Raw genomic sequence first — 23,763 nt, 5'->3', positions numbered from 1 at the left:
TCATCTTCTTTGTCGCCTTCTTCCTCGACTTCTTCGAGATTGCCTTCATTATCGTTCCCATGATCGCGCCGACCGCCCTCAAGCTCCTCACGCCTGTCGTCGGCGCGGATGCCGCCTTGATCTGGTTTGGGATCATGCTGTGCGTGAACATGCAGACCTCCTTCCTGCATCCCCCCTTCGGCTTCGCACTGTTCTATTTGCGCGGCGTGGCGCCGAGGGAAGTCAAGAGTTCAGACATCTATTGGGGCGCGGTGCCGTGGATCGGTCTGCAGGCGATCATGGTTGCGGTCGTGATCGCATTCCCGATCACTGTGACCGGGTTGCTGGACGCCCCGATCAAGGTGGATCTGGATAAGATCAAGATCGAGATTCCGGACATCGAGTTGCCGCCACCGCTGGTCGATTTCGGGCAGCCCAAGAACTAAGGGACGTCCGCCGAAGCACTTCCGCTTTTCGTCCAACCCGGGCGGTTGACGCTCTCCGCTTTTCGCGCTGCTGCTGGAGACGACGGGACATCATGTGCGCGTTCTTCGAAACATGATTTGCAGGGACGTGACCGAGCCACCCCTAGGGGTTGGGCCGTCGTCGCGCAAAACAGCAACGGCTGGGTCAACCGATCGGCGGCCATATATTCTGCTTTACAGAAATTCGGATTCAACGTAAATGTCGCCCACCCTGATCCGGCGAAAGGGGCGGTCGTACGTCGTCACGAGCCGCGGATCGGGCTGCGGTGGACGCATTTGCGCCGTCGCGGATGTGAGACGCAGGGCGGGGTGATGGATTGAGCCGAGCCCCGTGAGCGCCTCGCAAGCCGCGTTGTACGAACGGCGCTGGTTGCGTAACGGCAAAACCGTGTGGTCCTGGCCGTCGTTGCTACGGTCAAGCGCTTGCGGATGCGGCATCTGCGCCAACCGGCGCGGTGCCGGTGACTTTCGTGAGGGCGAGGGAGGCCAGAGGGAACTCGGCTCCCGGGAGAGCACGGCATAAGCCGTCCGACCATCGCGCAGGGAAGGCCGTGTGTTCGGCTCCACCTGTATGCTGCTGTGCGGTTCTTCCTGCGTGTGCATTTCGCGCAGCGGACCGCGGGTGCGATGTCAGCACCCGGCCTTCCCTGCGCCCTTTCTCCAGGAGGGCGTGACGCGAAGCGCAAAACTCGGGCGAAACGCGCCGCGAGAAGGCGAAGCCATGTCTGCGAGTCGAGACGCTGGTTTGAGGTCGATAACGGTTCACCTTGCGCCGTCATTGCGAGGAGCGCAGCGACGAAGCAGGGTACGCCGACGGGGTGATCCGCTACAGCGTGGTCAGAAGCACGCTGGCCGCTTTGATATCCGCCGTATCGGCGCCCTCGGCAAAGCCCTCGAGAGCCGATTGGAGCCATCGCTTCGCCTCGTCGCGCTGCCCGCGTCCGGCAAACAGCCCGGCGAGATCGATCGCAGCGCGCAGCTCCCAGGCCGTGGCGCCTTTCCGGCGGCTGAGATCCAGGGATTGCATGAAGTGGGCTTCTGCCTGCTCGGCGTCGGGCTCCGGCAGCGACAACAGAACTCTGCCTTTCATCCGCAGCAACTCGGGCATGTAGAGATGATCGCCGCTCTGATCGACGAGGCGGATCGCATCGTCGATCAGACGCGCACTCTGCTCGACCTGTCCAAGCGCCAACAAGCCTTGAACCAGTGCGATGTTGAAGGTCGTGGTGAGCAGTTCATAGCCGGCCTCGTGGAGCTTGCGTAGGCAAGCCATGATCGTATCGACGCCTTGCGCGGCGTCTCCCCGACGGATCGCCAGTTCGCCTTTCACGCCGCGGCCCACCACGAGATAGGGACCCATCGAGCGAGATTCGGCATGCGCGATGAATTGGTCGATGCTCTGCTCGGCGCCGTCGAGATCGCCGTCCCAGAGCGAGATCGAGACCGCCCAGATCAACGCGATGCACAGCGTGATCGGATGCTCCATCTGCGCGGCTTCAGTTACCGTCTGTTGCGCCAGCTGCCGCGCGTCCGCGGGCCGACCCTGTAACCAGAGTTCGCGCGCCAGCGTGATGCCGGCCCGGTTGCGATGATCGAAGCCATGGATGGTGCTGATTCGTTCGGCGCCCGGCCCTTGCCATGAGACCTCCAGCATCTTCAGCGCGTCGCGGTGCTCGCCGGCCAGATGCAGCGAAACCCCGAGCAGCGAATGGGCGAGGACGATCGAGCCGGGATCGCCGAGCGCCTGCGCGACCGCAAGGCTCTGCTGCGCATAGCCAAGCGCGGCATGGAACTGCCCCATCCGTTCGTGAAAGATATGCATGCGGCCGAGCAGCTGCAGCTGGTTCGGCGCGTCGCCGCGCGCCTCCGCGATCCCAAGGCTCCTGCTCAAGGCCACGCGCGCCGCCTCGCTGCCGCCGCGCGTGAACATCAGGGTCAGCCCGAGGGCAGCCTGGATGTGCATTTCATCGGCGCTGCCGCGCGCGGACGGGGTCATCGCAAGCAGTGCCCGTTCCGACCAGCGCCGGCATTCGATCAAGAGGGACATCGCGAGGAAGATCGGCGCTGCCGCGGCGGCGAGCGCAATGCCGGCGGTGGCGTCGCCGCCCGTGCCAAAGCACCAGTCCAGCGCGGCACGCACGTTGTGGAGCGCGGAGAAGTGGATCGCCCGTTCGTCGGCGTTCGGCGTTGCCGCCCATGTGCTGCCGGCCTGCTCCAGCCATCGCCGGTAGTAGGTCGCGTGGCGGGCGGCGAGCGCGGCGTCGTTCGGCTCGATCTCGAGCAGATAGGCGCGCGTGGTATCGAGCAGACGGTAGCGCATCATGGCGCCGACCGGCCGCGGCGCGACCATCGATTTGGCGACGAGACTGTCGATGGCATCGAACAAATGGGAGCGGTCGGCACGTTCATCCGGGACGACCTCGAGGGCGGCGTCGATGGTGAAGTGACCTGCGAAGACCGCCAGCCTGCGGAGCACGAGGCGCTCGATGTCGGACAGCAGCCCGTAGCTCCAGTCCAGCGTCGCCCGCAACGTCTTCTGTCGCGGGGGCGCGGTGCGCTGGCCCTGCCAGAGCAGATTGAGACGCTCATCGAGCAGCGCGGCCGTCTGCTCCAGGCCGTAAGCTTCGACCCGGCCGGCGGCGAGCTCGATCGCCAGGGCCATGCCGTCGAGCTTGCGGCAGATCCTCGCGATAGTCGCGGCGTTGGTATCGTCGAGCGCGATCTGCGCGCCGCCAGCGGTCGCCCGTTCGATGAAGAGCTGAAGCGCGGGATAGGTTTGTGCAGCCGCCGCACTCAGCCCGGCACTATCAGGCGGTACGGCGAGCGGCGCCAGTCGATAGACCTGCTCGCCCTCGACGCGCAGGGCTTCGCGGCTGGTGGCGAGGATGTGGACATCAGGCGCAGCGTGGAAGATCGCCGAAGCCAGCGGTGCCGCCGCGGCGATGACATGCTCGCAATTGTCGAGGATGAGCAGCAACCGCTTGTCCCTGACATGCGCGAGCAGCGCGGGCAGGGGATCGTCGGTCTCGGCCGGCAAGCCGAGCATCAACAGGATCGAGGTGATCACGAGATCGGGATCGCTGAGCGCGGCAAGGTCGACGAAATGCGCGGCGTCGGAGAACGTCGCGAGCAGGTCGTGGGCGATCGCCACCGCGACGGCAGTCTTGCCCACGCCGCCCGGACCGACGATCGTGACGAAGCGCGAGGTGAGAAGCTTGTCGGAGATGGTGGCGACCGCCTGGTCGCGTCCGACCATCCGTTGCAGCCGATTCGGCAGCTTGACCGGCGGCAATTCCATCGGCGGGGACGAGCGCCGCGCCGCCGGAGGCTCCGTGTGCGAGATCGGCGCCACGAAGCAATAGCCGCGCCCGGAAAGCGTCGTGATGTAGCGTGCGCCGTCATTGCCGTCGCCGAGCGCCTTGCGGAGAGCGGCGATGTGAAAGCGCAGATTGGCCTCTTCGACGGTGATGCCGGGCCACACCAGCGCCATCAGATCCCATTTGCTGACGACCTCGTTCGGCCGCGACATCAGTGCGATCAGCGCGTCGAAGGCCTTCGCACCCAGCGGCACCGCGAGGCCGTCGCGCGTCACGAGCCTTTCATGTGGCGCCACGGTGAATGGTCCGAACGAGAGTCTTGGCCCGGTCGGCGTGGTCATCGCGAAATCTTGCTCATTTGCGAACCGGATAGCCAGAGGGCAGCCATCCCGCAAGGCCTGCGTTGCATCGGCCTCAGACCTTGTTTGCAGACCTCGCATCAGCTTCTGCGCCGGCCTCACAACTTCTCACAAGTCCAAACGGGTCTCCGGAGCGCGTCGCTGCTAGTCAGTTTGCGCGACTGCAAGGAGCTCTTCATGACGCAAACGGCAAAACTGCTCTACACGGCCCGGACCCACACCAGCGGCGGCCGGCACGACGGCATATCGCGCAGTTCCGACGGTCGCCTCGACGTCAAGCTGTCGCCGCCGGGCGGGGCCGGCATCGGCACAAATCCCGAGCAATTGTTTGCGGCCGGCTGGTCGGCCTGCTTCGAAGGCGCCATGGAACTCGCCGCGCGCAAGCAGAAGGTGACCCTTCCCAGGAAAAGCGTGATCGACGCGGAGATCGATCTCGTGCTCGACGAGGGCGCCTACGCGCTGAGGGCGCGCCTCAATGTCAGCCTGCCGGGACTCGACCCCGAGATCGCACGCGGCATCATCGATGAAGCGCATCAAACCTGCCCCTACTCCAAGGCCGTCCGCGGCAACATCGACGTCACGGTCGCGCTGATCTGACGCACCATCATCAACCACGACGAGGTAACACCATCATGAAGCAGCTCATCGATCAGCACCGCCGCCAGTTTCTCGGCATCGCCACCGGAGCCGCCGCCGCGGGCATCGGCGTGATCGCGTTCGCTCGTGCCGAGACGGAACCGCAGCGATCCCAAGCATCGAATGCGTCCTTCGGCGCGATCAAGCAGATCGATGCCGGCGTTCTCAACGTCGGCTATGCCGAGGCGGGTCCCTCGAATGGTCCGGTGGCGATCCTGCTGCACGGCTGGCCCTACGACATTCACGCCTTCGTCGAGGTCGCACCGATCCTGGCGCAGGCCGGCTATCGCGTCATCATCCCTCATCTGCGCGGTTACGGCTCGACGCACTTCCTCTCCAGCGAGACGCCGCGCAATGGCGAGCCTGCCGCGATGGCCTCCGACATCATCGCGCTGATGGACAAGCTCGAGATCAAGAAGGCCGTCGTCGCCGGTTTCGATTGGGGCGCGCGTACCGCCGACATCATCGCCGCGCTGTGGCCGGAGCGGTGTCGCGCGCTGGTGTCGGTCAGCGGCTATCTGATCTCCAGCCAGGCTGCGGGCAATATGCCGCTGCCGCCGTCGGCCGAGCTGCAATGGTGGTACCAGTTCTACTTCGCGACCGAGCGCGGCCGGGCCGGCTACGAGAAGTACACGCATGATTTCGCCAAGCTGATCTGGAAGCTGGCTTCGCCGCAGTGGAAGTTCGACGACGCTACCTTCAACAGAAGCGCGGCGTCGCTCGACAACAAGGATCATGTCGCGATCACGATCCACAATTACCGCTGGCGGCTCGGGCTCGCCCAGGGCGAGGCAAAATATGAGCATCTCGAAAAGAAGCTGGCCGCAGCTCCGCAGATCGAGGTGCCGACGATCACGATGGAGGGCGATGCCAACGGCGCGCCCCATCCCGAGCCGAGCGCCTATGCCAAGAAGTTCTCAGGCCGATACGAGTTTCGCCTGATCACCGGCGGCGTCGGCCACAATCTGCCGCAGGAAGCGCCACAAGCCTTCGCCAAGGCCGTCATCGACGCCGACGGCGCCTAGGCATTCGTCGGCACCTCCGTCCAGCCTCATTGATCGAGCCCGATGAAACATCATGACGATAGCCGAACCCGAAAAGAAGAAATCTTTCTACACCACGATGATCGTGCTGACCGTGGTCCTCCTCGTCGTGCTCCTGACCTGCATGCCCTACCTCGTCACGATCGCCTTCGCGGAAGGGCCAGCGGAACAGAGCGCGGCGGACGCCTCGCCGATCTTCGGCGTCACAATTCCAGCCGGCTATAAGCGGTGGGAGCTGATCGCGCCGGCCGAAGAGGCCGCGCCGCTCGACGAGCTGCGCGCTGTTGTCGGCAACCAGACCGCCATCGATGCCTATCAGGCCGGAAAACTGCCGTTCCCGGACGGCACCATTCTGGTCAAGCGCGCCTGGAAGCGAAAGCAGTCACCGGAGTTCGCGTCCGCGACGATTCCCGGCGCCGCCACCACGGTCCAGGTGATGGTGAAGGATTCCAAGAAATACGCGGCTACCGGCGGCTGGGGCTTTGGCCGCTTCATCAACGGCAAGCCGGTGGACGAGGCGCAGCACCGCACCTGCTTCGCCTGCCACGAAGCCCGCGCCAAGAGCCGCGACTATGTCTTCACGCGGCTTGCGCCTTGAGACATACGGTGACTGGCTTGAAGACTTGGTTCATCAGCGGCAGCTCTCGCGGGCTTGGCCGTGCCATCACGGAAGCGGCACTCGCCGCGGGCGACCAGGTGGTTGCCACTGCGCGGACGCTCCAACCGCTTGAACCGTTGCGGGAACGTTTCGCTGAAAGACTGTGCCTTGCAACGCTCGACGTCACGGATGAAGCTGCCGCGCCGGCAGCCATCGCGCTTGCTGCGGAGACGTTCGGCGGACTCGACGTGGTCGTCAACAATGCCGGCTACGGCGACCTCGGATCGGTCGAGGATACTGGCCTGGACTCGTTCCGGCGGCAGATCGAGGCCAATTTGATAGGCACCATTATCGTCACCAAGGCGGCGATTCCGGTGCTGCGCCGGCAGCGCCGTGGCCACATCATGCAAGTCTCGTCCGTAGGCGGCCGGATCGGCGCCCCAGCCCGCGCCGCCTATTCGGCCGCGAAATGGGGTATCGAGGGCTTTTCGGAATCGCTGGCGCGCGAGATGGCGCTGATCGGCGTGAACGTCACGATCGTCGAGCCCGGCGGCTTTCGCACCGGCTTTGCGCGAGCCGCACATGGGACCGGCGAAGGACGCCCGGAATACGATGCGCTCGTCGGCGCTGCCGTCAGGATGCAGCGCGATTACGACGGCCGGCAGCCCGGCGATCCAGCCAAAGCCGCGGCCGTGGTTCTGAAGCTTGCCGATATGGAGCGCCCGCCTCTGCGCATTGCGCTCGGAAGCGATGCCGTCGACGCCATCGCTGCGATCGATAAGCTCCGCCTCGAAGAGCTGGAGAGGTGGCGAGCGCTCAGCGTATCGACTGACTATTGACCCCGGGGGCCTCACTCCGCCGCCACCATCTGCTGCGTGCGCCACTGCCCGAGCAGGGCACGCAGCGAAGCCGGCTTCACCGGCTTGTTGAGCACCGCGATCTTCTCGTCACGCGCGGCGACCTGCACGGCGGGGCTGCGGTCGGCCGTGATCAGGATCGCAGGGATGGTATCGCCGAAACGGCGGCGGATCTCGCGGATGGCGGCGATGCCGTTGCCGCGATCGAGGTGATAGTCGACCAGAAGGCCGGTGACGCGGCGGCCGGCGGCTTCGATCGCAGCGATCGCGCCTTCGGGATCGGCGACCGCGATCACCTCGGCATCCCAGGCCTTGAGCAGCGTGCGCATGCCGTCGAGGATCGCCGCATCGTTCTCGATGCAGACGATCAGCGCGCCCGAGATCGGTGTGCGCGCCAGCGGCGTCGCGCTGGTCACGGCCGCGGTGTGGGTGACCGCCTTCGCTGTCGGCACGGTCACCGAGAACACCGAGCCGCCGCTTCGATTGCCGTCGATGGCGATGCCGTGCTTGAGCACGCGAGCCAGGCGTTCCACGATCGAGAGGCCGAGGCCCAGACCGCGCGCGATCCGCGCGCCCTGCTCCAGGCGATGGAATTCCTTGAAGATCTCGCCGCGCTTGACCGCGGGGATACCGACGCCGGTGTCGTAGACGCAGATCTTGAGCGAGGCGCCGCGGCGGCGGCAGCCGACCAGCACGCGGCCGCGCGGGGTATACTTGATCGCGTTCGAGATCAGGTTCTGGAGCAGGCGCCGCAGCAGGAGCCGGTCCGACTCGACCGGCAGCGAGCAGGGCACGAAGGCGAGCTCCAGGCCCTTGGCGCGCGCGATCGGCGCGAACTCGATTTCCAGCGAGCGCATCAGATCGGCCATCTTGAAGCTCGAGATCGAGGTCGCCATCGCGCCGGCGTCGAGCCTGGAGATGTCGAGCAGAGCGCCGAGGATTTCCTCGATCGCCTGCAAGGATTCGTCGATGTTCTCGACCAGCCGCGTCTCCTCGCCATTGTGCTGGCGCTCGACGAGGCTCGTGACGTAGAGCCGCGCCGCGTTCAGCGGCTGCAGGATGTCATGGCTGGCGGCGGCGAGGAAACGCGTCTTGGAGATGCTGGCGTCCTCCGCCGCGCTCTTGGCGATGGCCAGCTCGGAGTTCAGCCGCGTCAGCTCCTCGGTGCGGTCGCGCACGCGCTTTTCCAGCGTCGCATTGGCGCGCTCCAGCGCTTCGGCGGCTTCGAAGGTCGGCGTGACGTCGGTGAAGGTGATGACGAAGCCCCCGCCGGGCATGCGGTTGGTGAGCACTTCGATCACCATGTGGCGTTCCGGCAGCCGCTCGAGATAAGGCTCGCTGTCGGTGGTGTAGGCCGCAAGGCGCCGTTCCAGCAGGGCCTCGCGCTCAAGCGGATCGTTCGGATCGCCGAGGCCGATGAACTCCAGGATCTCGCGCAAGGGCGTGCCGAACTGGATCAGATGCAGTGGCACATTGAGGAGGTCCCCGAACTGCCGGTTGGAGCAGATCAGTTGCAGATCGGCGTCGAACACGGCGATGCCCTGGCGCACATGGTTGAGCGCGGTCTGCAGGATCTCGCGGTTGAAATGCAGCGCGGCGTGCGAATCGTCGAGCAGCTTCAGCGCGGCCTTGGCGGAGACCGTCCGCTTGCGCAGCAGCAGCGACATCACGAGGCGGGAGGAGGCCGCGCCGATCGAGGAGGCAATCAGATGCTCGGCGTGTTGCAGCAGCTCGAAATCGGCGGGCGCACCGGGCTCCAGCCGCACGTTGCGCCGCGCCGAGAAGGCCTCGAAGGAATGTCGCGCGCGGTCGGGCCCGAGATATTGCGCCACCGTGGTCTGGATGTCCTGCACGGTGACGGTGCTGCGCCAGCGGCGGAAGCTCGGGGAGATCGGTGCGAGCGTATTGGGCACGAACAGATCGGCTTGCAGCAGCTCGATGGAGGATGGCCGGCGTGCCAGCGACAGCAGCACATAGGTCAGGATGTTGAGGGACAGCGACCAGATCACGCCGTGCATCAGGGGCGGCAGGTCGGCGCCGAACAGTGCCTGCGGCCGCAGCGCCTCGATGCCGAACGGGCCGTGCTGCAGCAGCAGGATGCCTGACGTCGAGGAATCCATGAAGCTCGGCATGAACAGCGTGTAGAGCCACACCGCAAACCCGACCAGCATGCCGCCGATCGCCCCGCGCGCGGTCGCGCGCCGCCAGAGCAGGCCGCCGAAGAAGCTCGGGGCGAGCTGGGCGATGGCGGCAAAGGAGAGCAGGCCGATCGCCGCGAGCTGGGTGCTGCCGAGCGCGCGATAGTAGAAATAGGCCATCACCATGATGGCGAAGATCGCGAGCCGGCGCGAGCGCAGCAGGAAGTTGCTGAAATCGGCCCCGCCGGCGCGCCCCTCCGGCCGACGTTTCAGCACCAGCGGCACCACGAGGTCGTTCGAGACCATGATGGAGAGCGCGACGCATTCGACGATCACCATGGCGGTTGCCGCCGACAGCCCGCCGACGAAGACGGCGACGCTGAGCAGGTTCGCGCCGCTCTCGATCGGCAGGGCCAGCACGTACATATCAGGGTCGGCCGTGCCGAACGGGAAGGTCACGAGGCCGGCGAGCGCGATCGGGATCACGAACAGGTTGATGGCGACGAGGTAGAGCGGAAACAGCCAGCGCGCGCGGCCGACCTCGGCATCCGAGGAATTCTCCACCACGCTGACGTGAAACTGGCGCGGCAGCAGCATGATCGCGCACAGCGACAGCAATGTCATGGTCAGGAAGTTGCCGATCGACGGCGAATAATTGATGGCGCGCACCGCTTCCGGCGTCCTCATCGCGCGCTCGATCAATTCATGCGGCGAGAACATCCAGAAGGTGACGAAGATGCCGGCGGCGAGGAAGGCGACCAGCTTGATGATGGATTCGGTCGCGATCGCCAGCATCAGGCCGTGCTGGTGCTCGGTCGCGTCGGTCTGTCGCGTGCCGAACAGCACAGCGAAGGCCGCCATCGTCAGCGTCACCATCAGCGCCATGTCGCCGAGGATCGGGATGTGCGAGAAGGCCTGGTCTTCGCTCAGGATTGTGCCCAGCGAAGAAGCCACCGCCTTGAGCTGGAGCGCGATATAGGGCACCGAGCCGATGATCGCGATTGCGGCGACGGTCGCCGCCACCGCCTGGCTCTTGCCGTAGCGGGCCCCGATGAAGTCGGCGATCGAGGTGATGTTGTGGGCTTTCGCCAGCTGGATCACGCGTCGGAGCACCCCGGCCCCCAACCCGATCATCAGGATCGGGCCGACATAGATCGCGAGGAAATCGGTCGAGGTGCGGGTCGCGAAGCCGACCGACCCGAAGAAGGTCCAGGACGTGCAGTAGATCGCCAGCGACAGCGGATAGATCAGCCCGGAGGCCCGGCCGCGACCGGCCGGCGAGCGGCGGTCGCCGTGGCTCGCCACCAGGAACAGGAAGCCGATATAGCCGAAGGCGGCGGCGATCACGCCCCAATCGTGCAGCATGGGTCGGGGGCTCTCTCCCTGGGCGCCGGCGGCGCCCGAGCTCATTTTCCTTGCAAACCTAGCGCGTTGAGCGAGTGCAGGCGACAGCGAAATGCCGTGCGGCGGTAGGAACTGCCGGCGTCGTTAAGCGGTGGGGCGAGCTGTCCGCCCGCTCTTACCCTCCAGGGGAGGGTAAAAGAGGCCTATTCCGCGGCCAGCGACTTCGCGCGCAGCGGCAGGCCGAGGCGGTCCCACACTTGCAGCAGCGCTTCGGCGAGCTGATCGATCAGGCCGTCGTCGTGATAGGGCGAGGGCGTGATACGCAGGCGCTCGGTGCCCTTGGCGACGGTCGGATAGTTGATCGGCTGGATGTAGATCCCGTGCTGTTCGAGCAGCAGGTCGGAAGCCTGCTTGCACTTCTCGGGATCGCCGACGAACAGCGGTACGATGTGCGTGTCGCTCGACATCACCGGCAGGCCGGCGGCATTGAGGATCGCCTTGACGCGGGCGGCACGGTCCTGGTGGCGCTCGCGCTCCCAGCTCGACGTCTTCAGGTGCCTGATCGCGGCGGTCGCGGCCGAGCAGACCGCCGGCGGCAGCGCGGTGGTGAAGATGAAGCCCGGCGCATAGGAGCGCACGGCGTCGATGATCTGGCCGTTGGCGGCGATGTAGCCGCCGAGACAGCCGAACGCCTTGGCCAGCGTGCCCTCGAGAATGTCGATGCGATGCATCACGCCGTCGCGCTCGGCGATGCCGCCGCCGCGCGGGCCGTACATGCCGACGGCGTGGACTTCGTCGACATAGGTCATCGCGCCATATTTCTCGGCGAGATCGCAGATCCTGGCGAGCGGCGCGACATCGCCGTCCATGGAATAGAGACTCTCGCAGACGATCAGCTTCGGCCGATCGGGACCGGCCGCTTTCAACAGCTCTTCGAGATGCGCAACGTCGTTGTGGCGGAACACGATCCGCTCGCAGCCGGACTGGCGGATGCCCTCGATCATCGAATTGTGGTTGAGCTCGTCCGATAGGATCAGGCAGTTCGGAATGAGCTTTGCGATGGTCGGGATGCCGGTCTGGTTCGAGACATAGCCCGAGGTGAACAGCAGCGCGGCTTCCTTGCCGTGGAGATCGGCGAGCTCGGCTTCGAGCTGCACCAGCGGATGATGCGTGCCGGCGATGTTGCGGGTGCCGCCGGCGCCGGTGCCGACGCGTGTGGCAGTCTCGACCATGGCGCCGACCACCTTCGGATGCTGGCCCATGCCGAGATAGTCGTTGGAGCACCAGATCACGACGTCGCGCTTGCCCTTGGGCGAGTGCCAGACCGCATGCGGGAACCGGCCGGCCGTGCGTTCGAGATCGGCGAACACGCGATAACGCCGCTCGGTGTGGAGACGATCGAGGGCGGAATCGAAGAATTGGGCGTAATCCATCGGCAAACCTGCAACGGAACCTGACCAAGGGGACGGGTCTACTTAGAGCTTTTCCAGCTCCAATGTCTATGCGCTATCCCACATTTGGATCTGTGGGGCATTTGGGCAAAATGCCCTATCCGGCGCGTCTCAGTTTGATCCCGATCAATCCTGCGCGACATATAATGCTGCTCTGCACCATCTGCCGGGGCGACCCAGCCTATGGTCTTCCGTCGCGGCCCGGCGCGCGCTTTCCTTGCTCAACCAGGCTCTCGAAAGGACCCTTCCATGAAGCGCGTGATGATCCTCAACGGTCCCAACCTCAACATGCTCGGCATCCGCGAGCCGCACATCTACGGCACGACGACGCTCGCGGAGGTCAACGCGAGCTGCGAGGACGCAGCCGCCAGGCTCGGCCTCAAGCTCGCCTTCCACCAGTCCAACCACGAGGGCGTGCTGGTTGATCTGATCCAGTCGGCGCGGCAGGACGCCGAGGCCATCGTCATCAATCCGGCCGGCCTCTCCTTCACCTCGGTCTCGATCATGGACGCGATCAAGACGTTCGAGGGCCCGGTGCTGGAGGTGCACATCTCCAACATCCACGCCCGTGACGAATATCACCGGCATTCCAAGATCTCGTTCGTGGCGACCGGCGTGATCTGCGGGCTCGGGCCGTTCGGCTACATCGCGGCGCTGCACGCGATCGCGAATATGAAGTGAGGCGCCAGCCGCGCCGGAGGTCTGCTCCCTCGCCCCGTTCTTACGGGGAGAGGGTTGGGGTGAGGGGCTGTTTCGGCAATGATGGTGAGAGTTAGACTCGCGGAGACTCCCCTCACCCGCCACGCTTCGCGTGTCGGCCTCTCCCCGCAGGCGGGGAGAGGCGAAGAACTCACGTCGTCCGAAACTGCAGCACGCCGTCCTGCATCTCGGGCGTGAGGCGGCCCTCGACGATCATGTAGTTGACGTGGGCGACGAGCTCGCCGGCGGCAAAGCCCATCTGGTGCTCGTCCAGCACGTGCTTGTTGAACACCACGGGCACCAGGGCGCGCGAGGTTTGCGGCACCTCACGGCAGGCTTCCGCGATCAATCGGCAGCGCTCTTCATGGTGGTCGGCGAGCTGCTTGATGCGGGTCTTCAATCCGTAGAACGGCACGCCATGGCCAGGCAGCACCAACACGTCATAGGGCAGCGTCGTGGTGAGGCTGGCGAGCGAGGCCAGATATTCGCCGAGCGAATTCTGGTCGGGCTCGACCGCCCAGACGCTGACATTCGGCGAGATCTTGCTCAGCACCTGGTCGGCGGAGAGGAACAGCTTGTCGTCGGCGCAATACAGCATCACCTGGTCGAGGGCGTGGCCGCCGCCGGTGATGACCTTGAAGCGGCGCGTGCCGATCACGACGTCATCGCCATGCGAGATGCGGCGGTAGGACGGCGGCAGCACCGAGACGCGCTTCAGATAGTCCTGGCCGCGGCCGAGCAGCTTTTCGGTGAGCGACTCGTCCATGCCATGGCGGCGGAAGAACAGCCGCTGCGCCTCGCGCCGCTCCTCGGTGCCGCGGTTCTGGTGATAGACCGATTGCAGATATTCGACCTGCGACATCACCAGCGGGCAGCCGAACCGCTCGACGATCCAACCGGCGAGACCGACATGATCCGGGTGGGAGTGGGTGACGATCAGGCGCGTGATGTTGACGCCTTTCAGCGGTCCGTCGAACAGCTTCGTCCAGGCCTCGATCGTCTCCTCGTTGCCGAAGCCGGCATCGATCATCGCATAGCCGTCGCCATCGGCGAGCAGGTAGATGTTCACGTGGTTGAGGCGGAACGGCAGCTTCAGCCGCGCCCACAACACGCCGGGCCGCACCTCGACCACCTGTTCGGGGCCGGGATGCTGTTCCCAGGGGTAGCGCAGGGCCTCGGCCGAGGACTGCGGGGTGTCGGTTTTCGAGCTCATGCTATCGGCTTAAACCCAGCGCGCGCGGGGCGCCAGCCGAAAAAGGATGCTGGGCGGCGACAGCATGGCGGTCATACCGAGGCAGTTTTCCGTAGCCCGGATTGCGCTACGCTCCATCCAGGCTACAGGACAGGGCCTTACGCCGCCCGCATATCGTTGAGGAAGGCGTCGATCTCCCCGCGCAGCATATCGGCCTCGCGGCGCAGCGCGTCCGAAGCGCCCAGCACCTCGGTGGCCGCAGCGCCGGCTTCGGCGGACGCGGTGGAGACGCCGACGATGTTGCTGGAGACCTCGCTGGTGCCGCCGGCGGCATGCTGGATGTTGCGGGCGATTTCGCGCGTCGCGGCGCCCTGTTCCTCGACCGCCGCTGCGATCGTGGTGGTGACGTCGTTGATCTCGCCGATGATCCGGCCGATGCCCTGGATGGCGCCGACCGCGGAGGTCGTGACTGACTGCATGCTGGCGATCTGGGTGCGGATCTCGTCGGTCGCCTTGGCGGTCTGGCTCGCCAGGCTCTTCACCTCGGAGGCAACCACCGCGAAGCCGCGGCCGGCCTCGCCGGCGCGCGCCGCCTCGATGGTGGCGTTGAGCGCGAGCAGATTGGTCTGCGAGGCAATGGTCTGGATCAGGTCGACGACGACGCTGATGCGGCTCGCGCTGTCGGCAAGGCTCTGCACCGTGGCGTCGGTCGCTCCCGCTTCGTCGACCGCCTTTTTGGCGATCTCGGCGGAGGTCACGACCTGGCGGCTGATCTCCTGGATCGAGGAGGACAGCTGCTCGGTGCCGGCCGAGACGGTCTGCACGTTGACCGACGTCTCTTCCGCCGCGGAGGCGACCGCGTTGACCAGCGCGTTGGACTGGTCGGCGGTGTTCGACATGCTCTGCGCGGTCGATTGCATCGAATTGGCCGATTGGGCCAGATTATCGAGCGCGGAGCGCACCGTGCTTTCGAACTGGGCGATCTTCGCCTCCATGCGCGCGGCGCGCTCGGCCTTGGCGATACGGTCCTTGTCCTGCTCGCTCGTCAGCGCGCGGGTCTCGATCATGCTCTCCCGGAACACCTGCAGCGTGTTCGCCATCACCGAGATTTCGTCGTTGTGATTCTTCGAGCGGTAGATCTCGGTTTCGAGATCCCCGTTCGCGAGCAGCTGCATCGACTGCTGCAAGGCGCCGATCCGGCGCAGGATGTTACGGCCGACATAGAGCCAGACGAACAGCGCCGAGCCGACCAGCATCAGCGCGCCCAAGCCCAGCATGACCGACGTCGCGAGCGAAATCTCCTGCCGCGCCTGGAGGGTCGAGGCGTTGGTCTCTTTCTGCACGCCGTCGACGAGCTGCTGCACGCTGATGCCGAGCCCGACATTGAGCTTGCGGGTCTCGTCCAGGATGGTCTGGCCGTAGTCGATGGAGTCGAGCTCTTTCTCGCGCAGATTGAACACGCCGGTCTTGCCGGTGCCGAGCGCGAGCAGCTTTTCCGCGGTGTCGCGCAGCATCTTGTTGCCCTGATTGTCCGGCAACAGATCGAGGTTCGACCGCAGGCGCCCCTGCGCCGTCTTGAATTCCTTCTGGATGTCATCGAGCTTGTCGCTGGTGTTCGCCGACAGCGCCGCGCTCATGTTGGCGGCGGCGAGATTACCGCTGGCGACGACGTTGCCGAGCTGACCGACGGTCTGCGCGGCGTCGGTCGCGTCTGCGGCTGACAAGTCGGCTGAACCGAGAATGGCATTGACGCGGGTCTGCGCGTCCAGCATCGCCGGACTCGCTGCGCCGACGAAGGCGCCCTGCGCGGCGCGAAGCGCGTCATATTGCTTGTCGTGCAGCGCCGCGATGTCGAGCCGTTCGCGGGCGGCTTTCGTCAGGCTCTGAGCCGCCTCGTTGATGCTCTTCATCGTCTCGCTGAGCCCGGAGACGACGCTCTTGTCGCCGCCGAGCTCGATGATCTCGTTGAGCTTCTGCTGCGTCTGCTCCTGTAATTCCCTGAGTTTCTTGGTGCGCTCGTTCAGAGCGTCCTCGCTCTGCGCCGCAAGCAGGGCCGGTCCCTGCGCCGCGAGGCTCGCACTCAGCGCCGACAATTGCAGGCTGGCGGAAAGGCGCGGAATGTCCCGTCCGCTCAGTTCAGTCATGCGTCCGCCGAGATTCTGCAGCGCAAGGCCGGCGCCGGCCGCGATCACGAGGCCCATGCCCGCGATGACCGCAAACGCCGCGAACAGGCTGCCGCGCACGCCCCATTTGGGCATTTTGAAACGCGGACGGAAACTGCCAAGGAAGCGGCCAAGGCCCAAACGGATCGGCATCGAAAATTCCCCCAATGTTCTTCTATTTGTGGCTGCAGTATCGGCAGCACCGGTTAAGGAATCGCAATGAGCCCAATCGGTTGACGTTGTTCCGCAGAGCGAAAAAAGAGGGGCCGGCAACGAGGCCGGCCCCTTCATCTTGATAAGGTCCTGGTAACCGATCAGTAGCGCGCCATGGCCGGGCTCGCCCAGTTGAAGCGGTAGTTGACGCCCGCCTTGAAGGTATGGTCGTCGGTGGTGAAGGCGCCGGTGCCGGCGAGCGGACCGGCGGTGAAGCTGGCGTCGCCGAAATTGTAGTACTGGTACTCGGCCTTGGCCGACCAGTTCGGGGCGAACATGTATTCGAGGCCGGCGCCGACGGTGTAGCCGTTGCGGTGATCGCCGGTGATGACGAAGGCGGCCGGCACGCCGCCGACGGTGACCCTCTCGTTGTTGTCCGAATAGGCGTAGCCGCCCTTCACATAGACCAGGCCGGGACCCCAGGTGTAGCCGACGCGGCCCGTGATCGAGCCGAGGCCGCGCTGGTCGTTGGTGTAGGCGATGCCGCCCGGGAACACGGCGCCGACGCTGCCGGAGAGCCAGGAATACTGGCCTTCGACGCCGACCACGAAGTTCGGGTGGAACTGCCAGTCCGCACCGACCTGCACGCCGCCGAGGAAGCGGCCGTTGCCGTTGTTGCCGGTGGAGAGGCCATTGAAATTGTTGTCGCTGGAGAACGCGCCGCCGACATGGGCGCCGAGATAGAAGCCCGTCCAATTGTAGATCGGCGCGGCGTAGGCCGGCGCGGGCGTCTTGTAATAATTGCGGTTGCCGAGATCGGCACCGACGGCCGGCGCAGCCGCGCCCAACACGAGCAGCGCCAAGGTCGCAAACAGAATCTTCTTCATCGTCTTGAACTCCAACACGTAAGGTCCCCGGCAGGCGCGTTTGCTGCGCCGCATTGGTTTTGCAGATAGCTCGCTTTTGACGAAAATGCTGTCACATCCGTGGCACAGCGACGGCCAACGTAACTTGTTGGGCCGCAAATGATTTTCGTGCTTAATGGCAACTTAAGAAGTGGTGAAGGAAGGCTTAACCTGGGCGCCTCTCGGGTAACTTGCGCGGGCATCCTGTTAACCAAGACGCCGCCGTGCCTCATCGCGCATCTGCGCGCGAAAGGCGGCGCGCTTTGCCGGCCTGTCTTCCTCACGCACGTCGTGTCGATCGAAGATGTCGAACTTCTCCAGGATCGGATAGCGCTCGCTCGCCATCGCGAGCACGCGCAGTATCCTGGTCCCCTCCGGCGTCGGGCCGCTGACCTCCCAGCGCCGGATGGTGTCGGCGCCGCCTCTTTCCGGCAGTCCGCAAAGCTTGGCCATGTCGGCCGCGCTGAGCTTGCGCTCGAGGGCATCGGAGAGGTCGTTGCGAAGCTGCTTCAGTTCGGCGCCGGTCATGCTTGCGTCCAGGGAAGTCACTGAAAGCAATGCACTAGCGCTGATTCGGGTCCATCCGAAGACGGTGTGAGTCCGCCGCGCTCCGGCACCTTCGTCCGCACACGGAGTTATGAAGGGAGAACCCATGGAAATTTGCCGATGCATGAACACTTGGCATATCGGGGCGCGCAACGGGTGAAGGGATCAGCCATGAAAACCATCAGACTCGCCATTTCCGCGCTGATCACGACGGGACTGCTTGCCGCACCATTCGCAGCTGAGGCGAAAAAGGTCCGGTCCAGCCGGCAATACAGCACTGGTGTGGTGGCTCCGACCTATGGCGGAGCCGGAGCGCCGGCCGCGCAACCGAGGGCGGCCTACGGATCGTCGGGACAGACGGTTGGCACTGTCACCGCGCCGTCGATCGGATCATACAATTGGCCCTCGGTCGGCGTGACCAACTCGGCTCCCACCTGGAGCAACACCACGAGATAGAGGGCTCCGGCAAGGTGGAGGCCACTGGCGGATCAACGCATGCCGCTCGCCGATCCCGAGAGCAGATAAAGCGCGATGAGCAATGTCGCGACCGACAGCATCGTCGTGATCGAGACCGTGGCCGCAACCAGCTTCTCCTCGACCTTGTGTTCATGTGCGAGGACGTAGACGGTTTTCGCCGTCGGCACGGCCGCGCAGATGACCGCCGCAACCGTGTAGAGAGGGGTGAGGCCGATCACGACGCAAAGCCCGTAGACGATGAGCGGCATGACCACCAGTTTCACCGCGGCGAGCGCAAACGACGCTTTCAGGTTGGACCGCAAGCCCTCGATGGACAGGCCGAGCCCGATGGCGAACAGCGCGCACGGCGTGAGCGCGGCAGCGATCATGTTGAGATAGGCCGCGACCGGTGCCGCAATCGGCAGTCCCGTCACCGCCCAGGTGAGGCCGATGAACGTCGACAGCACCATGGGATTGAGCAGGATCTGCTTTGCCAGTCCCATAGAGCGCACGGAGGCCCCGCGTGCATCGCGCTTTTCCAGCAGGATCACCGTGATCGGAAACATCACCGCGGCCACGAACACCGTTGCGACGGCCGCGGGCAGGACGGCGGGTTGGCCGTAGATCGCATGCAGGATCGGCAGCGCAACGAACCCGGTGTTGGTCATCGCCGCCGCCATCCCGTGAATGGTGCTGCTGGCGAGGTCGTGTTTGCCGCCTGCGCGGACCGGCACGAACACGAGCGCGAAGCAGATCAGCGAGCCGCCGCCGAAGGCGAGCAGAAAACGCCATTCCAGGAGATTGCGCGCCGGCTCCTGGGCGATCGTGACAATCAACAGCGCCGGCATCGCCACGTTGTAGGCGAAATGCACCAGGGCATCGGCCAGCGCCCGCGAGAGATAGCCGAGCTCGCCGGCGAGCCAGCCGGTGACGATGATCGCGAATACGGGAAGAACGAGGCTGGCGACCTCCATCCGGCTTCCCCCTCATTTTCGAACAGGGAGGGTAGACCGGCAATGGACTGGCGTCACTCCGTGATTTGTGGGTCGCCTTGATTTGTCGGAGGAGAATCCGCCTCGCTAGATTCCCCGGCGCCCCTGGTCTCCGATCACGCAGCGCCAGGCCGCCAGGCGCTCGGCCGGATGCTGGTTCATCCATTCGGCAAGCTGCGGCGCGCCCATCAGGCAGGCCTGCACCGAGATTTGCGCAAAGTCCGACGTGGTGACGATCTGCTCGTGACAATTGGAGGGAGAGGCGAGGCTACAAAGCACGGCGATGATCTTGATCACGATACGTTACCTCCGTCGCGGCCGATGAACGGGCGACGGATCGCCGGCTTTCCCTGGCCCTCGTCCGTCGGATCGACCGGCGGGAAGATGCTGTCGTAGATCGCCCGCGCTTCCTGGATGAGGCGCGTTCGCTCGCGCTCGGACTTCGAGACAAATCGAATAACTTCGCCCATGTTGGCTCCGAATAACAGTGTGAGTCCGTCATGAGATGACGTCGATCATTCAAACGTCATCTATGGTCATGCCGTTAAGCTTTGAAGCGGCCGGTCCAGTCACGACCGGATAAAAAGCGCGTGACCAGGCTGCGCAGTTCCCAGCATCCCGGTGCGTCTTGCTTGCTGGGTTGTTGAGCTGCCCATCACATCACGTTCGTTGTACGACGCCAGCCGCGACGAGCGACTATGGCGTCAAGTCACCCCTTGCCGACATGAGCAAGGATGATCTCACGAAAGCAAATGCCGCTGAATCGAATATGTTTCGCCTCGCTCGGCGTGCAAGTTTTTGGAACCATCACGGAAATCAATGAACGAGGACGAGCCGCCTCAGGCCGCCGGCGCGTGCTCCTTCCGTCCGGGCACGGCTGCGAGCAATTCGCGCGTATAGGCGTGCTCGGGCGCGGCGAAGAGTTGCGCCGTCGGCTTCAGCTCGACGATGGCGCCGCGCTGCATCACCGCGATACGGTCGCAGATCTGGGCCGCGACGCGCAGATCGTGGGTGATGAACAGCATCGACAGGCCAAGGCGCGCCTTGAGATCTTCGAGCAGCTTCAACACCTGCGCCTGCACCGAGACGTCGAGCGCGGAGACGGCCTCGTCCGCGACGATGATCTCCGGCTCGAGCGCAAGCGCGCGGGCGATGCCGATGCGCTGGCGCTGGCCGCCCGAGAATTCATGCGGATAGCGCTCGAGCGCGCCGGCGTCCAGGCCCACCATCTTGAGGAGATCGCGGGCGCGGTCGAACGCCACCTTCGGATCGGTCCCGGCTGCGATCGGCCCGTCGGCGATGATGTGGCCGATTTTGCGGCGCGGATTGAGCGAGGCGAACGGATCCTGGAAGATCATCTGGATGCGATGGCGCTCGCCGCGCAGCGCCTTGCCGGAAAGCGAGGTCAGGTCGGTCTCGCCGATCCGCACCGTGCCGCGGTCGGCTTCGATCAGTCGCATCACCAGGCGCGCTACCGACGACTTGCCCGAGCCGGATTCACCGACGAGGCCGAGCGTCTCGCCCTTGAGGATGTTGAAGTTGACCGCGCGCGCCGCATCGACGCGGCGGGCCTGGCGGAACCAGCCGCCCGACGTGACGTAGGTCTTGTCCAGCCCGATCACCTCGACGGCCTTGGCCCGATCGTCCAATGGCTCTCGCGGCGGCGGATCCATCGAGGGCACGGCGGCAAGCAATGCCTTGGTGTAGTCGTGCTGCGGCTCGTTGAAGATGGCCGCGGCCGGACCTTCCTCCACGACCTTGCCGTGGCGGAGCACCACGACCTGGTCGGCGATGTCGGCGACCACGCCGAAATCATGGGTGATGAACATCACCGCCATGTTGCGGCTCCGCTGGAGGTTGCGGATCAGCTTCAGGATCTGGGCCTGCGTGGTGACGTCGAGCGCGGTGGTCGGCTCGTCCGCGACCAGCACCGCGGGCTCGAGCGCGAGCGCCATCGCGATCATGGCGCGCTGGCGTTGGCCGCCGGAGAGCTGGTGCGGATAGGCGCGCACGATACGCTCAGGGTCGGGCAGGCCGACTTCGCTTGCCAGCGCCAGCGCCTTGGCCCGCCGCTCCTTCGGCGTGAGCAGGCCGTGCGCCTCGAACATCTCCGCCATCTGGTCGCCGATCCGCATCAACGGATTGAGCGCGGTCATCGGCTCCTGGAAGATCATCGCCAGCCGACGGCCGCGCAGATCGCGCCAGCCGTCGTCAGCGAGCTTGAGCAGGTCCCGGCCCTCGAACTGGATTTCACCGGAGGTGACCGAGACCGTATCCGGCAAAAGGCCCATCAGCGCATGCGCGCACATCGACTTGCCGGAGCCGGACTCGCCGACGACGCAGACGATCTTGCCGGGCTGCAGATCGAGCGAGACACCGTCGACCGCGAAGGGGCGCTCGGCGCCCTTGGGCAGCGCGATCCGCAAGTTCCTGATGGAGACGGCGGGCGAGGCGGTCATCGTCAGCGGCCCTCCCGCGACAGGCGCGGATTGAGCGCATCGTTGAGGCCTTCGCCGATCAGGTTCAGCCCGAGCACCGAGATCAGGATGGCGATGCCGGGAAACACGGTGATCCACCAGGCCTGCCGGATCACGGTGCGGCCGGCGCCGACCATGTAGCCCCAGGAGATCAGATTGGGATCGCCGAGGCCGAGGAAGGACAGCGAGGATTCAAGCAGGATCGCGGTGGCCACCATCAACGAGGCCAGCACGATCACGGGCGACAACGCGTTGGGCAGGATCTCGCGCAGGATGATCCAGCTGTTGCTCTGGCCGGTGACGACGGCGGCCTGGACATATTCGCGGGTGCGCAGCGACAGCACCTCGCCGCGCACGAGGCGAGCGACCGGCGGCCAGCTCACCACCGCGATCGAGGCGACGATCGAATAGATCGAGGGCTGCAGGATGGCGACCAGCACGATCGCGAGCGCGAAGCTCGGAATGGTCTGGAAGAACTCGGTGAAGCGCATCAGGGCGTCGTCGACCTTGCCGCCGAAATAACCGGCCATGGCGCCGATCGGCACGCCCACGATCAGCGCCGCCAGCGTGGAGACGAGACCGACCAGCAGCGAGACGCGGGCGCCGAAGATCATGCCGGCGAAGATGTCGCGGCCGAGCGCGTCGGTGCCGAGCGGCACGGCCCCGAGCGTGAACGGCGGCAGGAACGGCCGCTGCACCATGCGCCAGGGCGAGTTCGGGAACAGCATCGGTCCGAACACCGCGACAGAGATTGCAACCAGGAGGATGACGAGCCCGATGACGCCGCTCGGGCTCTTCAGCATCGATTTCCAGAACTGTTTCATGCGGCGTATTCGATCCGCGGATCGACCAGGCGATAGACGAGGTCGGTGATGAGGTTGAAGGTGAGGACCATGGCGGAGCAGATCACGAACACGCCGAGCAGCAGATTGTAATCCCGCTGCAGCAGCGCGTCGTACATCAGCCGCCCGATGCCGGGCCAGGCGAACACGGTCTCGGTGATGACGGCGCCGCCGATCAGCGTGCCGGAATGCACGCCGGCGAGCGTCACCACCGGCAGCAGCGCGTTGCGCAGCACGTGGCGGCGCTGGATCACGGCGTCGGAGAGCCCCTTGGCGCGCGCCGTCTTGACGAAGTCGAGGCGTTTCACCTCCAGCATCGAGGCGCGCGTCATGCGGGTGTAGGTCGCCATGAAGAACAGTCCCAGCGTCATCGCCGGCATGATCAGGTGCTTTGCGACGTCGAACGCGTGGGCAAGGCCGGTGAGGTTGGCGCCGACCGTCTCGTAACCGAAGCTCGGCAGCCAATCCATCGTGACCGAGAACAGGAGGATGCCCATCAGCGCCACCCAGAAGATCGGCATGGCGTAGAAGATCAGAGCGAACACGGTGATGGCGGTGTCGAGGAAGGTTCCGGCAAAGCGCGCGGCGAAGGTGCCGAACAGGATGCCGAGCGTGAGCGAGATCGCGAAGGCGGTCAGCGTCAACAACAGCGTCGCCGGCAGCCGCTCGCCGATCAGTTTTGCGACCGGAGCCTGCTGGCGGAAGGAAAAGCCGAGGTCGAGGCTGACGACGCCCTTGACGTAGATGAAGAGCTGCTCGGGCAGCGGCTTGTCGAGCCCGAACTTCTCCCGAAGCTGCTTGACGAAGACCTGATCGCTGGCGCCGGCCTCGCCCGCCATCACGATCGCGGGATCGCCGGGCGCCAGGCGGATCAGGAAGAAATTGAGAACGACGATCGCGAGCAGGACGATCACGCCCTTCAGGACACGCTGAGCAACGAAGGAGAGCATCTAGTGAGTCATATTGGTGATGTGACTTGGCGCCACGGAGACGGAGTGACTCCCTCGCCCCGCTCTTGTCCGCCGAAGCCTCGGCGAAGGCGGATGCGGGGAGAGGGTTGGGGTGAGGGGGACTCCCCGCGAGCGTATCAGCAGTTGGTCTCGTGGAGACTCCCCCTCACCCGAATGTGCGC

At 65.4% G+C, this 23,763-nt stretch carries 20 protein-coding genes; 7 read left to right on the top strand and 13 right to left on the bottom strand.

Annotated features, from left to right (window positions below; translation table 11 throughout):
- On the top strand, positions 1–425 hold a 425-nt coding region (locus I6F28_RS32110), incomplete at its 5' end, for a TRAP transporter large permease subunit (RefSeq protein ID WP_225142893.1).
- 865 nt (positions 426–1,290) lie between these two features.
- Here the strand turns inward: I6F28_RS32110 and I6F28_RS32105 are convergent.
- Complete coding sequence (locus I6F28_RS32105) at positions 1,291–4,122, bottom strand: ATP-binding protein (protein ID WP_225142891.1); 2,832 nt, start codon at positions 4,120–4,122, stop codon at positions 1,291–1,293.
- A 195-nt stretch (positions 4,123–4,317) separates the two neighbouring features.
- On the opposite strand from I6F28_RS32105, the gene I6F28_RS32100 reads away from it, so the two are divergent.
- Genes I6F28_RS32100 through I6F28_RS32085 form a run of 4 tightly spaced genes read left to right on the top strand, consistent with a single transcriptional unit; the run spans position 4,318 to position 7,256 of the window.
- Positions 4,318–4,737: an organic hydroperoxide resistance protein gene (locus I6F28_RS32100; protein WP_225142889.1), complete on the top strand. Its 420-nt coding sequence runs from the start codon at positions 4,318–4,320 to the stop codon at positions 4,735–4,737.
- A 35-nt stretch (positions 4,738–4,772) separates the two neighbouring features.
- Entirely contained in the window at positions 4,773–5,801 is a 1,029-nt protein-coding gene (locus I6F28_RS32095) for an alpha/beta fold hydrolase (protein WP_225142887.1), read from the top strand.
- A gap of 52 nt (positions 5,802–5,853) precedes the next feature.
- On the top strand, positions 5,854–6,417 hold the full coding sequence (locus tag I6F28_RS32090; RefSeq protein WP_225142885.1) for a cytochrome P460 family protein: 564 nt from the start codon (positions 5,854–5,856) through the stop codon (positions 6,415–6,417).
- 17 nt (positions 6,418–6,434) lie between these two features.
- Positions 6,435–7,256, top strand: a complete 822-nt coding sequence (locus tag I6F28_RS32085; RefSeq protein ID WP_225142883.1) for an SDR family NAD(P)-dependent oxidoreductase — start codon at positions 6,435–6,437, stop codon at positions 7,254–7,256.
- Positions 7,257–7,267: 11 nt separating this feature from the next.
- Here I6F28_RS32085 and I6F28_RS32080 read toward each other — a convergent pair whose 3' ends face one another.
- Together I6F28_RS32080 and hemA are read right to left on the bottom strand one after the other, a co-directional pair.
- Positions 7,268–10,777: a PAS domain-containing hybrid sensor histidine kinase/response regulator gene (locus I6F28_RS32080; protein ID WP_225142881.1), complete on the bottom strand. Its 3,510-nt coding sequence runs from the start codon at positions 10,775–10,777 to the stop codon at positions 7,268–7,270.
- A 182-nt stretch (positions 10,778–10,959) separates the two neighbouring features.
- Positions 10,960–12,189 carry a 5-aminolevulinate synthase gene (gene hemA, locus I6F28_RS32075; RefSeq protein ID WP_035996665.1) on the bottom strand — a complete coding sequence of 410 codons (1,230 nt, stop codon included), beginning with the start codon at positions 12,187–12,189 and terminating at the stop codon, positions 10,960–10,962.
- Between the two features lie 267 nt (positions 12,190–12,456).
- On the opposite strand from hemA, the gene aroQ reads away from it, so the two are divergent.
- Complete coding sequence (aroQ, locus tag I6F28_RS32070; protein WP_035996668.1) at positions 12,457–12,888, top strand: type II 3-dehydroquinate dehydratase; 432 nt, start codon at positions 12,457–12,459, stop codon at positions 12,886–12,888.
- 169 nt (positions 12,889–13,057) lie between these two features.
- On the opposite strand, the gene I6F28_RS32065 is transcribed toward aroQ, so the two are convergent.
- From I6F28_RS32065 to I6F28_RS32050, 4 genes are all read right to left on the bottom strand, one after another.
- A complete protein-coding gene (locus I6F28_RS32065) occupies positions 13,058–14,119 on the bottom strand; it encodes an MBL fold metallo-hydrolase (RefSeq protein ID WP_035996672.1) in 1,062 nt (353 codons plus the stop codon).
- A gap of 137 nt (positions 14,120–14,256) precedes the next feature.
- Entirely contained in the window at positions 14,257–16,413 is a 2,157-nt protein-coding gene (locus I6F28_RS32060; protein WP_225128532.1) for a methyl-accepting chemotaxis protein, read from the bottom strand.
- A gap of 161 nt (positions 16,414–16,574) precedes the next feature.
- Positions 16,575–17,300: an outer membrane protein gene (locus I6F28_RS32055; RefSeq protein ID WP_225142879.1), complete on the bottom strand. Its 726-nt coding sequence runs from the start codon at positions 17,298–17,300 to the stop codon at positions 16,575–16,577.
- A 225-nt stretch (positions 17,301–17,525) separates the two neighbouring features.
- Entirely contained in the window at positions 17,526–17,846 is a 321-nt protein-coding gene (locus tag I6F28_RS32050) for a hypothetical protein (protein ID WP_035996689.1), read from the bottom strand.
- A 189-nt stretch (positions 17,847–18,035) separates the two neighbouring features.
- Between I6F28_RS32050 and I6F28_RS32045 the strand changes: the two genes are divergently transcribed.
- Positions 18,036–18,320 (top strand): hypothetical protein, encoded by a 285-nt coding sequence (locus I6F28_RS32045; RefSeq protein ID WP_035996692.1) that lies wholly within the window; start codon positions 18,036–18,038, stop codon positions 18,318–18,320.
- A gap of 32 nt (positions 18,321–18,352) precedes the next feature.
- On the opposite strand, the gene I6F28_RS32040 is transcribed toward I6F28_RS32045, so the two are convergent.
- The 6 genes from I6F28_RS32040 to I6F28_RS32015 form a co-directional block, all read right to left on the bottom strand.
- Positions 18,353–19,294, bottom strand: coding sequence for an AEC family transporter (locus tag I6F28_RS32040; protein ID WP_035996694.1), 942 nt, complete (start codon positions 19,292–19,294; stop codon positions 18,353–18,355).
- Between the two features lie 105 nt (positions 19,295–19,399).
- Positions 19,400–19,609 carry a hypothetical protein gene (locus I6F28_RS32035; protein WP_035996696.1) on the bottom strand — a complete coding sequence of 70 codons (210 nt, stop codon included), beginning with the start codon at positions 19,607–19,609 and terminating at the stop codon, positions 19,400–19,402.
- The gene (locus I6F28_RS32030; RefSeq protein ID WP_192893053.1) at positions 19,606–19,782 is read right to left on the bottom strand and encodes a hypothetical protein; all 177 of its coding nucleotides are present in this window, start codon (positions 19,780–19,782) and stop codon (positions 19,606–19,608) included. Before I6F28_RS32030 ends, I6F28_RS32035 begins: the two co-directional genes overlap by 4 nt.
- A 369-nt stretch (positions 19,783–20,151) precedes the next feature.
- On the bottom strand, positions 20,152–21,771 hold the full coding sequence (locus I6F28_RS32025; RefSeq protein ID WP_192893054.1) for an ABC transporter ATP-binding protein: 1,620 nt from the start codon (positions 21,769–21,771) through the stop codon (positions 20,152–20,154).
- A gap of 2 nt (positions 21,772–21,773) precedes the next feature.
- Positions 21,774–22,613 (bottom strand): ABC transporter permease, encoded by an 840-nt coding sequence (locus I6F28_RS32020; RefSeq protein WP_035996700.1) that lies wholly within the window; start codon positions 22,611–22,613, stop codon positions 21,774–21,776.
- On the bottom strand, positions 22,610–23,581 hold the full coding sequence (locus I6F28_RS32015; RefSeq protein WP_035996702.1) for an ABC transporter permease: 972 nt from the start codon (positions 23,579–23,581) through the stop codon (positions 22,610–22,612). Before I6F28_RS32015 ends, I6F28_RS32020 begins: the two co-directional genes overlap by 4 nt.
- Positions 23,582–23,763: the final 182 nt, after the last annotated feature.

Source organism: Bradyrhizobium sp. NBAIM14 (assembly GCF_020193895.1).
Classification (GTDB): domain Bacteria; phylum Pseudomonadota; class Alphaproteobacteria; order Rhizobiales; family Xanthobacteraceae; genus Bradyrhizobium; species Bradyrhizobium yuanmingense.
Note: the sequence above shows the minus strand (reverse complement) of the source record. Positions and strands in the feature narration are given on the sequence as shown.